Annotated in this window: 16 protein-coding genes; 4 read left to right on the forward strand and 12 right to left on the reverse strand. The window is 65.1% G+C overall.

Going from position 1 to position 12547, the window contains the following annotated elements; translation table 11 throughout:
• Positions 1-285 precede the first annotated feature (285 nt).
• Genes ACG97_RS16400 through ACG97_RS16410 form a run of 3 tightly spaced genes read right to left on the reverse strand, consistent with a single transcriptional unit; the run spans position 286 to position 1866 of the window.
• Positions 286-747: a histidine phosphatase family protein gene (locus tag ACG97_RS16400; RefSeq protein ID WP_047968460.1), complete on the reverse strand. Its 462-nt coding sequence runs from the start codon at positions 745-747 to the stop codon at positions 286-288.
• A gap of 49 nt (positions 748-796) precedes the next feature.
• Positions 797-1510: an LrgB family protein gene (locus ACG97_RS16405; protein WP_047968461.1), complete on the reverse strand. Its 714-nt coding sequence runs from the start codon at positions 1508-1510 to the stop codon at positions 797-799.
• Positions 1507-1866 carry a CidA/LrgA family protein gene (locus ACG97_RS16410; RefSeq protein ID WP_047968462.1) on the reverse strand — a complete coding sequence of 120 codons (360 nt, stop codon included), beginning with the start codon at positions 1864-1866 and terminating at the stop codon, positions 1507-1509. Before ACG97_RS16410 ends, ACG97_RS16405 begins: the two co-directional genes overlap by 4 nt.
• Positions 1867-1943: 77 nt before the next feature.
• Between ACG97_RS16410 and ACG97_RS16415 the strand changes: the two genes are divergently transcribed.
• The 3 genes from ACG97_RS16415 (at position 1944) to ACG97_RS16425 (ending at position 3860) form a co-directional block, all read left to right on the forward strand.
• Positions 1944-2474, forward strand: a complete 531-nt coding sequence (locus ACG97_RS16415) for a chorismate lyase (RefSeq protein ID WP_238377381.1) — start codon at positions 1944-1946, stop codon at positions 2472-2474.
• The gene (ubiA, locus tag ACG97_RS16420; RefSeq protein ID WP_047968464.1) at positions 2474-3346 is read left to right on the forward strand and encodes a 4-hydroxybenzoate octaprenyltransferase; all 873 of its coding nucleotides are present in this window, start codon (positions 2474-2476) and stop codon (positions 3344-3346) included. Before ACG97_RS16415 ends, ubiA begins: the two co-directional genes overlap by 1 nt.
• A 175-nt stretch (positions 3347-3521) precedes the next feature.
• Complete coding sequence (locus tag ACG97_RS16425) at positions 3522-3860, forward strand: GrlR family regulatory protein (RefSeq protein ID WP_047968465.1); 339 nt, start codon at positions 3522-3524, stop codon at positions 3858-3860.
• Here the strand turns inward: ACG97_RS16425 and ACG97_RS16430 are convergent.
• The 3 genes from ACG97_RS16430 to ACG97_RS16440 are packed head-to-tail and all read right to left on the reverse strand — an operon-like array spanning position 3829 to position 6798.
• On the reverse strand, positions 3829-4548 hold the full coding sequence (locus ACG97_RS16430) for an ABC transporter ATP-binding protein (RefSeq protein ID WP_202902808.1): 720 nt from the start codon (positions 4546-4548) through the stop codon (positions 3829-3831). The genes ACG97_RS16425 and ACG97_RS16430 overlap by 32 nt on opposite strands.
• Complete coding sequence (locus tag ACG97_RS16435) at positions 4541-5755, reverse strand: FtsX-like permease family protein (protein WP_047968466.1); 1215 nt, start codon at positions 5753-5755, stop codon at positions 4541-4543. The genes ACG97_RS16430 and ACG97_RS16435 overlap by 8 nt, the downstream gene beginning before the upstream one ends.
• The gene (locus tag ACG97_RS16440; RefSeq protein ID WP_047968467.1) at positions 5752-6798 is read right to left on the reverse strand and encodes an efflux RND transporter periplasmic adaptor subunit; all 1047 of its coding nucleotides are present in this window, start codon (positions 6796-6798) and stop codon (positions 5752-5754) included. Before ACG97_RS16440 ends, ACG97_RS16435 begins: the two co-directional genes overlap by 4 nt.
• A 77-nt stretch (positions 6799-6875) precedes the next feature.
• Here ACG97_RS16440 and ACG97_RS16445 point away from each other — a divergent pair, with 77 nt between their 5' ends.
• Positions 6876-7208, forward strand: coding sequence for a DUF2322 family protein (locus ACG97_RS16445; protein WP_082133844.1), 333 nt, complete (start codon positions 6876-6878; stop codon positions 7206-7208).
• A 133-nt stretch (positions 7209-7341) separates the two neighbouring features.
• On the opposite strand, the gene ACG97_RS16450 is transcribed toward ACG97_RS16445, so the two are convergent.
• The 6 genes from ACG97_RS16450 to ACG97_RS16475 form a co-directional block, all read right to left on the reverse strand.
• Entirely contained in the window at positions 7342-8586 is a 1245-nt protein-coding gene (locus ACG97_RS16450) for a uracil-xanthine permease family protein (RefSeq protein WP_047968468.1), read from the reverse strand.
• A 50-nt stretch (positions 8587-8636) separates the two neighbouring features.
• The gene (locus tag ACG97_RS16455; protein WP_047968475.1) at positions 8637-9284 is read right to left on the reverse strand and encodes a hypothetical protein; all 648 of its coding nucleotides are present in this window, start codon (positions 9282-9284) and stop codon (positions 8637-8639) included.
• 71 nt (positions 9285-9355) lie between these two features.
• A complete protein-coding gene (upp, locus tag ACG97_RS16460; protein WP_047968469.1) occupies positions 9356-9988 on the reverse strand; it encodes a uracil phosphoribosyltransferase in 633 nt (210 codons plus the stop codon).
• Positions 9989-10214: 226 nt separating this feature from the next.
• Positions 10215-10532, reverse strand: a complete 318-nt coding sequence (gene grxD, locus ACG97_RS16465) for a Grx4 family monothiol glutaredoxin (RefSeq protein WP_047968470.1) — start codon at positions 10530-10532, stop codon at positions 10215-10217.
• 54 nt (positions 10533-10586) lie between these two features.
• Positions 10587-11882: an RsmB/NOP family class I SAM-dependent RNA methyltransferase gene (locus tag ACG97_RS16470; protein WP_369793050.1), complete on the reverse strand. Its 1296-nt coding sequence runs from the start codon at positions 11880-11882 to the stop codon at positions 10587-10589.
• On the reverse strand, positions 11878-12547 hold a 670-nt coding region (locus ACG97_RS16475), incomplete at its 5' end, for a DUF3108 domain-containing protein (RefSeq protein ID WP_047968472.1). The genes ACG97_RS16475 and ACG97_RS16470, both read right to left, overlap by 5 nt.

Raw genomic sequence — 12547 nt, forward strand, 5'->3', positions numbered from 1 at the left:
TTGAATCTTGACAGTGCAAGTATTTGGCTAAGCCAGACACTTACACCTATCGGTTATTCGTTCTGTTAAAGAGCAGTGCTGCGTCGCGTTTCGTTTGCGGCGTCAGCTGAGGAGGCGAACTATAGCGAAGCCGGCCAGCCGCGTCAACACCCGCAAACACAATTTCCGACACCAAAGCGGCAAGTCCTTGATTCCACAGCCAGCCTACCATAAAGAAAAATGAAAAAGGTTGGCCGCAGTGCTTGCGGCCAACCTTGGGCATGAGAATAAAGCGCAATATTCGTATTAATCGATACCCAGCATCGCCGGTGTCATCATCGCCTTGAGACGAATTTGCTCGATGCCGTGGCGTTCGCGATGGCTGAGCCACCAGATGGCACCTTTCTTGACGCTCCACAGCAATGGCTGTTCGCTCATCAGCGTGGCGGCGAGACGCCCGATGTAGGGCTGATGACCGACCAGCACGATGGTCTTGCCACTACGCGGCCAGTCGATGGCCGTCAGCACCTGCTCGACCGAGGCATCCGGGTTCAGCGCCGGCACAACTTCATAACTCTTGGCAAACAGTGCCGCGGTTTGCTGCGAGCGCAGCGCCTCGGAGGCGAGCAGCGCAAAATCGTCGGGCAGCTGCTTGCGCAACCATGTTGCCATCGCGCTCGCCTGCTTCTGGCCACGGCGGGTCAGCGCGCGCTGCATGTCGTCAGAGCCTTCCTCGGCTTCGGCATGACGCCACAAGATGAGATCCATATCATTCCTTAGTCTTATTGTTTGGCTGCCATATGCTGTGCCATGTGTATTACGACAGCAAGAAATGCACCAACAATGGTGCCACCACCGCCGTGACAAAACCGGTCAGCCCCATTGCCAGACCGGCAAAGGCGCCGGCAGTTTCCGAAATCTGGAAGACGCGGGCGGTGCCGATGCCGTGTGCGGCGATGCCGGTGGCGACACCCAGCACCACGTCATCGTTCATGCGTAATAGCGTCAGCAGCGGCTTGGCCAACACCGCACCGATGATGCCGGTCACGATGACAAAGGCGGCCGCCAGGGTGGGGATGCCGCCGATGGCCTCGGCCACGCCGATCGCGATCGGCGTGGTGGCCGAGCGCGGCGCCAGGCTGAGCACGATCTGTGGCGGCATGTCGAAGGCGACGGCAATCAGCACCGCGCTGCCCACGCCGGCGACACTGCCGACCACGATGCTGCACAGGATGGCGAAGGCGCTGCGCTTGAGGCGCGCCAGATTGTTGTACAGCGGAATCGCCAGCGCGACGGTGATCGGCCCGAGCAGGAACTGGATAAAGCTGGCGCCACGGAAATACTCGTCGAAACTCAGTCCCAGTGCCAGCAGGCTGACGATCAGCAGCCCGGCACCGACAAGCACCGTGTTGGCCAGCGGATGGCCGTGATAGCGGCGGCTGACACTCAGCGCGACACGGTAGGCCAGCAGCGTCAGGAAGATGCCGGTCAGCGGCGACTGGCGCAACCACTCATATAGTGTCGGCGTCATGGCTTGGCCTTTCTGCCTTGCTGACGGCGCAGCAGCAGCGTCAACGTCAGCGCGCTGATCAGCAGCGTCGACAGCGTCGACAGCAGCAGCACCGCCGCCATCGCCAGCGGCCGCTCGGCCAGCAGCGGCCAGAAGGCGAGGATGCCGGCACCGGCGGGGATGAACAGCAGCGACATGTGCGTCATCAGCCGCGGCACGTTGTGGCGCAGCGTGTCGGGAATGCCCTTGCGCACACACAGCGTCAGGAACAGGAACAGCATGCCGAGCACGGCGCCGGGGATGGGCCAGCCGAGGCTGCGCGCCAGCAACTCGCCGGCAAACTGGTAGCCCAGCAGCCACAGGAAGGTTTCGATCATCGACAACTCACAGGGGTCACAAGGTTGGCCGCACGCAACAGCGGCGGGATCGGACGGGTTTTGGCATAATGCGCCGCATGACGCCTTTTTCTGACTGGTCGGCCCAGTTGCCGCCAACTTCACCGCTGCTGGCAGAGTGCATCACCGTCAGCGGTTCGCTCACCAACTACCTGATGGCAAGCGGCCACGACTTCGCCGTCAGCGTGCTGCAGCAAGGCAGCGACGCGATTCATGCCGACGAAACCGCCCTGTTCGAGCTTACCCCAGATAGCCAATTGCATGCCAGACACGTTTGCCTGACGCTGGCCGGCAAGCCGGTGGTGGTGGCGCGCAGCGTGTGTCTGCCTGAATGCCCGGTGTGGCGACCGATCCTGGAGCGCGGCAGCCGTTCGCTGGGGCTGACGCTGTTTGGCGACCTGCCGCAACTGCGGCGCGGCGAGCTGAGCTTTGCCGAGCTGCACGCAGGACACCCGCTGTTTGCACTGGCACAGGCACACGACCCCCACGCCAGAAGCCGCTACCTGGCCCGCCGCTGCCGCTTCGAGCTGGACGGGCAACGCCTGCTGGTTTGTGAAATCTTCTTGCCGGAACTGGAGCAATTGCTGTGATGAGCATGGACTTTATCAAGGAGCGGCTGACGGTCTACGGCCAGCTGATGCGTATCGACAAGCCGATCGGCACCCTGCTGCTGCTGTGGCCGACGCTGTGGGCGCTGTGGATCGCCTCCGCCGGCCAGCCGGACTGGCAGCTGCTGCTGATCTTCACGCTCGGCACCTTCTTGATGCGCTCGGCCGGCTGCGTGATCAACGACTTCGCCGACCGCCACATCGACATGCATGTGGCGCGCACCAAACAGCGGCCGTTCGCCCGCGGCGCGGTGAGCAGCAAGGAAGCGCTGCTGCTGGCCGCGCTGCTGGCCCTGCTCAGCCTGCTCTTGATCCTGCCGCTGAACCGGCTGACCCTGTTGCTGTCGCTGCCGGCAGTGTTCCTCGCCGCCAGCTATCCGTTTACCAAGCGTTTCTTCCCGCTGCCGCAGGCCTATCTCGGCTTGGCCTTCGGCTTCGGCATCCCGATGGCCTTTGCCGCGGTGACCGGCGACGTACCGCTGCTGGCATGGCTACTGTTCCTGGCCAAGGCGCTGTGGACCATCGGCTACGACACCGCCTACGCGATGACCGACAAGCCGGACGACCTGAAGATCGGCATCAAGACCTCGGCGATCACCTTTGGCGCTCACGACGTGCGCGCGGTGATGCTGTGCCACGCCGCCTTCATCGCGCTGATGACCGGCATTGGCCACAGCCTCGACCTCGGCTGGCCGTACTACCTGTCGCTGCTGCTGTCGGTGCTGCTGATCGGGCGCCAGTATCTGGACATCCGCCACCGCGACCGCGCGCTGTGCTTCAAGGCCTTTCTCGACAACAACCGCGTCGGTGCGGTGATCTTTGCCGGGCTGGTGCTGGCTTACTGCCTGCGCTGAAGCGGTGCACAGATACACCCGAAGCGGGCAGCCAGTGGCTGCCCGCTTTGTTTTGCCGCCGCATCGGCGGGCTGGTGGCCGCATCCAGATTTATCTGTCGTGATTTGTGGTCTAAGTTGAAACAGGTAGCTGCCTGCCGGCAGACAGCAGATCTTCCCCTCGAAGGAGACGCACCATGATCAACGGTATCTATCACGTCACGGTATCCACCAGCGACGGTCAGCACAGCGATGGCCAGTGGGTAATCGACAACCATTCGCTGCAGGGCACCGATGCCACCTCGCGCTATCAGGGGCAATTCCACCTTTCCGGCCAGCACGTGGCGATGCAGATGAACGTGTCGCGCCACCAGGAAGCCGAACGCACGCTGTTTGGCCCAGCCATGCAATACCTGCTGTCGCTGAACGGCCATTTCATGAGCGACAGCAACACCTTCAACCTGTCCGGCCCAGTGGCGCACGTGCCGACCATGTTCGCCACCATCAGCGGCCACTGGCTGAAGGCGCTGGACTGACGAGTCCGTCCGGCTGCAGCCGGCCGTCCAGCAGCCGGATCTGGCGCGGACAGCCATCGGCCAGCCGCTGGTCGTGGGTGACGATCAGGAAGGTGGTGCCATCCTCGCGATTGAGTTCATGCAGCAGCGCAAACACCTCGTTCGCCGTCTGGGTGTCGAGGTTGCCGGTCGGTTCATCGGCCAGCACCAGCCGCGGACGATTCATAAGCGCCCGCACGATGGCGACGCGCTGCTGCTGCCCACCCGATAGCTGTACCGGCTGCTTGGCGGCATGCTCGGCCAGCCCGACGCGCTGTAACAGCATCGCGGCGCGCTGTCGGTCCTGCGGCGTGACCCGCCCCTGGCCGGCGAACAGCGGCATCATCACGTTCTCCAGCGCCGAGAATGCCGGCAACAGATGGTGGAACTGGAACACGAACCCCAGATAGCGATTGCGCAAGGCGGTGCGCGCCGCGTCGTCGAGGCTGGCGGTGGCAGTATCAGCAATGCGCAGCTCGCCGGCGGTCGGTGTCTCCAGCAGCCCGATGATGTTGAGCAGCGTCGACTTGCCGGAGCCGGACGGCCCCAGCAGCGCGGCAAACTCGCCTTCCACCAGCTGCAAGTCGATGCCGTGCAGCACCTCGACCAGCGGCGACTTGCCGCCACCGTAGCTTTTCTTCACCCCTTCCAGCGTCATGATTTCAGCCACGGATCGCCACCACCGGGTCCAGCCTGGCCGCGCGCAGCGCCGGCAGCAGTGCCGCCAGCACCCCGACCAGGGTCGCAATCAGTGCGGTGGTGATGAACAGCTCGCTGTCCAGCACCACTGGAAACAGCGGGCTACCGTCCTCGGTCAACGCCAGCCGGCTGATGCCCTCCGCCATCGCCGCCCCCAGCACGGAGCCGAACAACGAGCCGAACAGGCCGACGAGGCCGCCCTGCAGCAGGAACACCGCCAGGATGCGCGACGCCGGCGTGCCCATCGCGCGCAGGATGCCGATCTCGCGCTGGCGCTGCACCACCGTCACCACCAGCACGCTGGCGATGCCCAGCGCCACGGCAAAGGTGACGAACACGCGGATCATCAGGCTGGAGGCGCTCTGGCTTTTCAGCGCCGTCACCAGCTGACCGTTACTGGACTGCCAGCTGTCCGCGGTCAGGCCGGTACTCAGCGCCAGGTTGGCCGCAAGGCTTTCCGCCTCGAACAGGCGCTCGCTCTTGATGTAGATTTCGGTGACATCGCGCTGGAAGCCAAGCAGGTTCTGCGCCTCGCGCAGCGGCAACAGCACCCAGCGCTTGTTGAGATCCTTGAGGCCGAAATCGAGAATCGCCCCCACCGTCATGCTCTGACTGCCGCCGGTCGCGGTCTGCAAGCGCAGGCGTCCGCCCGGCTGCAAGCCCAGATCCGCCGCCAGCTCCTTACCGATCAGCGCGGTGCCGGTCGGCAGCAGCAGGCGTCCGGCTTGCAGCTTGTTGTCCAGCCGTACCACCTGGCTGTAGTCGTCAAGCTCGACCCCCATCAGCACGATAGACTTGCGCACGCCGCCCTGCTGCGCGACCCCGGGACCGCTGGCCATTGCCGCCACCGCACTGACATTGGGCGTGCCGCGCATCCGTGCCACGATGCCGCTCCAGTTGGCGATGGTGTTCTCGCGCTGCGTGCGCTTGGCGATGTCGGCCAGCTTGACGCTGCCCGGTACCGTCAACGGCGCCTGGTTGACGATGTCGGCCGGACGCAGCACCACGTGTGCCTGGGTCGACAGCGTGCGGTCGATGATGTTGGCCTGCAGGCCGCTGACGATGGCGGTGATGTAGACGATGACACCGACACCGATGCTGACCCCAGCCAGGATCAGCGCGGTCTGGAAGCGACCCTCGCGCAGCAGCCGCCACGCCACCGTCCACACGAAGTTCATGGCGCCGCCTCCACGATGCGTACGCGGCTGCCGGCCGCCAGCAACGGGAAGGGGGTAACCACCGCCATGCCGGCGCGCAACCCCTGCAGGATCTGCACCTTGCCCTCCACCACCGCGCTGGCCTGCACCGGCCGCAGCTGCAGGCGGCCGTCCCGCACCAGTGCCACCTGGCCACGCTTCACCGCCTCGGCCGGCAGCAGCAGCACCTGGCGCAAGCGCGCGGTCTCGATCTCCGCCGACACCGTCATCCCCGGCAGCAAAAAGCTGCCGTCCTCGCCCAGCAGCACCTCCACCTCCAAGGTGCCGCGGTCGTTATCCACCTGCGCCGCGATGCGGCCAACCTTGCCGGCCACCCGCCGCGCAGGAAAGGCGTCGGCCGCGATCAGCGCCGGCTGGCCGCTGGCCAGTTGCGCCAGCTGGCGTTCATCGACATCCAGCAGCACGTGTTTCGGGCCGGCGGTGGCAAAGCTGAGTTTGGCGCTGCCGGCGGTGAGCAGGTCGCCGACCTCCACCTCGCGCTCCAGCAGCACGCCGTCGGCCGGCGCGCGGATCTGCGCCTGCGCCAGCCGCGCCTGATACTGCGCCAGCTGCGCCTGCAGTTGCGCCACCCGCAAGCGTGCCTGATCGCGGCTGCGCTGCAGGCCATCCAGCGCCGCCTGGCTGACAAAGCCCTGGCGGAACAGCGCCAGCTGGCGCTGCAACTGGCGCTCGGCATCGGCCTGCTGCTGGCCGGCATCCTCCAGCTGGGCACGGGTTTGCTGCAATTGCGCCAGCAGCTCTTCCGGCTCCAGCTGCAGCAGCACGGTGCCGGCGGTCACCGCCTGACCCTTGGCCACCGGTGTCGCCACCACCCGGCCGCCTATGGTGGCGCCAAGCCGGCTCTGGCGGCTGGCCTCGACGCGGCCACTGGTCACCACGCTGCGCACCACGTCCTGCGCCTCAAGCGTCACCACCGCCACCGCCGCCGGACGCCACCACCAGTAGCCGGCCGCCAGCAGCGGCAACAGCAAAAACAGGGACAGCAGGATTTTGCGGCGCGTCATGTCAGGTAAACTCGGGTAATGAAGGAAGGGTCTGATTCCATTCTACGAAACATCTTGCCCACGGAGCTTTGATCATCATGAAATTTGCCGACATTCTCGCCACCCTGCCCACCATCGACGGCATTGCCGCGCTGATGCTGCTGGATGCCGCCGGCGAACCGCTGCAACGCCTCGACAACAAGCCGGGCACCGCCGGCTCGGTGCGCGTCTATCACGCGCTGGTAAAACGTTTCGGCCACATCGACAAGGCGGCGGCGCGCGAAGGCCTGGCGCTGTACGCCGAACACACCGACGACGCCCGTGCCCACCCCGGCAAGCATCCCAATATCGACCGCCTGCTGGCGATTGCCGAACAGGACGCGCCCGGCCTGCGCGTGCGCATCGTGCTGGACGACAACGCCGAGGCCTGATCCGCGCGGCCGCAAAAAAAACCCGCCACTGCTGGCGGGTTTTTTCATGGCGACACGCGGCGGCACTCCCCCGCGGCGCATCACACGAGCAAGGTTGGCCGCAGGCTGCGGCCAACCCTGGCTGTTACAGCCTCTACACGTCCTGGCCTTCGACGATGCCGTCGTGGCTGGCCGCCTGCTGCGGCAGGATCAGGTTCAGCACGATGGCCAGCACCGAGCACAGGCCGACACCGACCAGGCTGAACGAGCCGAAGGTCAGCTCCAGCCCGCCGATGCCGGAGGTCAGCACCACCGAGATGATCACCAGGTTGCGCGGCTCCATCAGGTCGACCTTGGCCTCGATCAGCGTCTTCAGACCGATGGAAGCGATGGTGCCGAACAGCAGCACCATGATGCCGCCCATTACCGGCATCGGGATCGACTGCAACAGCGCGTTGAACTTGCCGAAGAAGGCCATGCAAATGGCGAACACCGCCGCCCACGTCATCACCACCGGGTTGAAGTTGCGGGTGATCATCACCGCGCCGGTCACCTCGGCGTAAGTCGTCACAGGCGGCCCGCCGATGGCGCCGGCGATGCACACGCCGAGGCCGTCGCCGGCCAGGGTGCGATGCAGGCCCGGGGTCTTGGTGTAGTCCTTGCCGGTCACACCGCCGATCGCCATCACGCCGCCGATATGCTCGATCGACGGGGCGATCGCCACCGGCAGCATGAACAACGCCGCCGCCCAGTTCACTTCCATGCTGCCGAAGGCCGGCACCACGAACCACGGCGCATTGGCCAGCTTGTCGAAATCCACCACGCCGATGAAGGCGGCCACGATGTAGCCGACGGTGACGCCGGCCAGGATCGGCACCAGCTTGAACATGCCGCGCGCGAAGATCGACACCACGATGGTGGTGGCCAGCGATACCGCCGCCAGCAGCAGCGAGGTCTCGTACGGCATGATCTGGTTACCGCCGGCACGGCCCATCGCCATGTTCGACGCGGCGCTGGCCACCGACAGGCCGATGATCATGATCACCGGCCCGATCACCACCGGCGGCAGCAGGCGATTGACCATCGCCATGCCGCGCCAGCGCACGATGGCGGCGAACACGAAGTACATGAAACCGGCGCAGAACAGGCCGAACATGGTGGCGCCCTGCCCCCAGGTCTGCATCGAGTAGATGATGGGGCCGATGAAGGCGAACGAGGAGCCGAGGAAGATCGGCACCTGGCGGCCGGTGCACAGCTGGAACACCAGCGTGCCGACACCGGCGCCCAGCAGCGCCATCGCCGGATTGAGACCGGTCAAGAGCGGCACCAGCACCAGCGCGCCGAAAGCGACGAACAGGATCTGGGCACCAGATACCGCCGTCTTCAGTTGTTGAAACATGCTGTGTTTTCCTTATTGTTGTTGAAATCGTGCGCCGCGCGGCCGGCGCCTCAGGCCGCCGCGCAATACATGATCGCCTGGGCGATGATGTTGTCCTGCCCCGCCGCCAGCGTGCTGTGCGCGCGGAACTGCTGCACCATCGCCTGCACCCGGCAGTAGGTGTCGTAATTGGGCAACGGCCGGTAAGCAATGTCGACGTCCAGCCGTGCGGCCAACCTTTTGATGGTGGTCGGCTTGATGCAGACGTGCTGCTGCGGATCGCTGTAGGCGAGGAAGCAGCTCACCAGCGGCCACTTGGCGGCATTGGCCTTGCCGTCGTGGCGGCACAGCTGCAGTACCTCGACAAAATCGGCAAAGCTGGCTTCGTCAAAACGGTACAGCAGCGCATACAGCGCCGCCACGAACGGCCGGTGCACGTCGCTGAACGCCAGGTAGTTGCGAAACGCCATGCGCTCGAAGGTGCTGACCGTGCTGCAGCGGCTGACGATCTGGCGGCAGCAATCAATCACCGCCGCCGTATTGCCGCTGTCGATGGCAGCGCGCAGCAGCGGCTCGCTCAGGCCGTCGCGGCACAGTTGCAGCACGCGGTCGATGCCGCGGTGCTTCTTTCCCAGCGCCAGCCACGCCTCGTCCTGCAGAGCGTGCGGGAAGCGCAGCAGAAAATCATGTTCCAGCAGTTGATAGGCGTTGTGCTGCATCGACATTCCCCCGCACAAGGTTGGCCGCAACCGTGGCGCCACCGCCGGCTCAGGCAGGCGGCGCCGGGTCATCAGGCGTGTTTGGTACCGAAGATCTTGTCTCCGGCATCACCCAGACCCGGAATGATGTAGCCGTGCTCGTTGAGGTGGCTGTCCAGCGACGCGGCCACGATCTGCACGTCCGGATGGGCGTCGTTGACCGCCTTCACCCCTTCCGGCGCCGCCACCATCACCACCGCCTTGATGTGCTTGCAGCCGTTGCGCTTGAGCAGGTCGATGGTGGCGATCAGCGAGCCGCCGGTGGCCAGCATCGGGTCGATGATCATCGCGATGCGCTCGTCCAGGTTGCCGACGAATTTCTCGAAGTAGGACACCGGCTCCAGCGTTTCCTCGTTGCGGGCGAGGCCGACCACGCTGATCTTGGCCGACGGCACCAGATCGAGCACGCCGTCCAGCATGCCGATGCCGGCGCGCAGGATCGGCACCACGGTCACTTTCTTACCCTTGATCTGCTGCACTTCCATCGGGCCGCACCAGCCGTTGATGGTGACGGTTTCCAGTTCGAAATCGCGGGTGGCTTCATAAGCCAGCAGGCGCGCCAGCTCCTGGGTCAGCAGGCGGAATTTCATGGTGCTGATGTCGCCCTCGCGCAGCAGGCCGAGCTTGTGCTGCACCAGGGGATGATTGACGACGGTAATGTTCATGGGGATCCCAAACCTTGGCAAAAAGCGGCCCCGGAACCAGGTTCCGGCAAACCGCTTTCGGTAATCGATAAAACCGGCTGCACCAGGCGGTGCAGGCGTGAGGTATGGGGCGACATTATACAATCATTTCAAACGCCCCGCTGCACGCGGCCCTCACTGCCGCCCGTCCAAACAAAACAGCCCGTGGCGCGAGGCACACGGGCTGTCGGAGCGTAGCAGACGCGGCTTAGTTGGCCAGGTCTTTCAGCACTTCCTGCAGTTCGCCGGACTGGTACATCTCGTACATGATGTCGGAGCCGCCGAGGAACTCGCCGTTGACATACAGCTGCGGAATGGTCGGCCAGCTGGCGTAGTCCTTGATGCCCTGACGGATTTCCGCATCGGCCAGCACGTCAACGGTGACGAAGTTGTTCACGCCACAAGCCTTGAGGATCTGTACCGCACGGCCGGAAAAGCCGCACTGCGGGAACTGCGCCGAGCCCTTCATGAAAAGCACGACAGGGTTTTCGGTCACGGTCTGACGGATGGTGTCCTGGATCGACATGGTATTCCTTTTTCAAGTGGTCGCGCCGGGCGCATACCCGACTAAATCAATGGGTTATTGTAGACCCGCTTCGGCTTCCGGCTCAAGTGCGGCATCCGCCACCCCGGCCTTGCGCTGCAATACCGCGGCAAAGAAGCCGTCGGTATTGTGCTGGTGCGGACGCAGCGCCAGATAGTCGCCGGTATCCAGCGCGATCTTCTGCTCGGCCAGCACCTGGTTGGCCGGCACCAGCTCGAACGCCGGATGGGCGGCGAGGAAGGCTTCGACGATGGCCTGGTTTTCCTGCGGCAGCAGGCTGCAGGTGGCGTACACCAGCCGGCCGCCGGCCTTCACCAGCCGCGCGGCGGAGGCGAGGATAGACTGCTGCTTGGCGTTGAGCTCGGCCACGCTGTCCGCACTCTGGCGGTACTTGAGGTCCGGGTTGCGGCGCAGGGTACCGAGGCCGGAGCACGGCGCATCGACCAGCACGCGGTCGGCCTTGCCGGCCAGACGCTTCACCTTGGTGTCGTTCTCGTGCGCGATCAGCGTGGTGTTGACGTTGGACAGACCGGAACGCGCCATGCGCGGCTTGAAGTTGGCGAGGCGTTTTTCCGACACATCGAACGCGTACAGGCGGCCGGTGGAGGCCATCTGCGCGCCCAGCAGCAGGGTCTTGCCGCCGGCGCCGGCGCAGAAATCGACCACCATTTCGCCACGGCGGGCGCCGGTGAGCAGGCCCAGCAGCTGGCTGCCCTCGTCCTGCACCTCGATGGCGCCGCCGACAAACAGCGGGTGCTTGGCCAGCGACGGCTTGCCCTTCAGGCGGATGCCGATCGGCGAGTACGGTGTCGCCTCGCAGGCGACGCCGGAATCCTGCAGCTGCACCAGCGCGTCGTCACGCTTGAGCTTGAGGGTGTTGACGCGGATATCCAGCGGCGCGGCAGAGGCCAGGCCCTTGCCCAGCGCCACCACTTCTTCTTCCGCCAGCGGCGGCAGCATGTCCAGCACCCACTGCGGCAGCGCCGCACGCGCGGTCAGTTCTTCCGGCAGCGGCGCGCCTTTCAGCGACGACAGCCATTCACGCTCGGTTTCCTTGATGATGCCGTCCAGCTCGCGCAGGTTGGCACCGCCGATACGCACCAGCGTGGCCAGCGCCAGCTTGCGGGTGTTGGCACGTTGGCCGCACAGCGCGCGCAGCGTTTCCAGATGGCGCAGGCAGGCGAAGGCGGTTTCCGCAATCAGGTGGCGATCGGTGGCGCCCAGCTTGCTGTTGGCACGGAAGTGAGCGGTGAGCACGGCATCGGCCGGGCGGTCGAACTTCACCATCGCGAACAGCACCTGTTCGATCTGGTTGAATTGCTGCAGGTTAATTTTCATCTTTATTGGGCCTTTGGGGTGGCGGTGGTGTCCACACTACCGCACCGTTAAATTCAATCAGTGTCGCGCGCAATTCAAAGCGCTTGTCGTTATCCACCCGCATGATGCGGATGGGCAGATTGGCAAAGTCCGGCGCCAGCCAGAACTCGATCAAATCCTTGTCGTTGCGGGCGCGCAGCACCACTGCACGCAGCGTGCCGCCTCCCGCCTCGAAATCCGTTTCACCGGCCAGCTGCAGCGCAAACTGGTACACCTTCTTGCCGGTGGTCACCTGCCGCGTTGCCGCGCCCGGCTGCTCGCCGCGCAAGCCCAGCTCAAACGCGAGGCTCAACCAGTCCAGCGCCCCCGGCTGCAGCGGCGCCTGTTTCGCCTCCTTGTCGCCGTAGTTAAGCACGCCGGCGGCCCAGTCAAACTGCGCGTATTCGCGCGGCTGCTCGTTGCGGCTGGCGCTGAAGCGTTGCGGCTGCAGGCCGTTGCGGCCAAGCTCGCCGTGCACCTCGTAGCGCAGCGTCGGGCCGATCAGCGGCTTGACCGTGGTGACGATGCGGTAGTCGCCGCGGCTACGCTGCCAGTTCATCTCGCCGCGCCCCAGCTGCAGGCCGCTGCTCAGCAGCGCGTATTCCAGCCGCACGACATCGGGAAAGCGCGCCAGCTTCGGC

This window comes from Vogesella sp. EB (genome assembly GCF_001037925.1).
Classification (GTDB): Bacteria; Pseudomonadota; Gammaproteobacteria; order Burkholderiales; family Chromobacteriaceae; genus Vogesella; species Vogesella indigofera.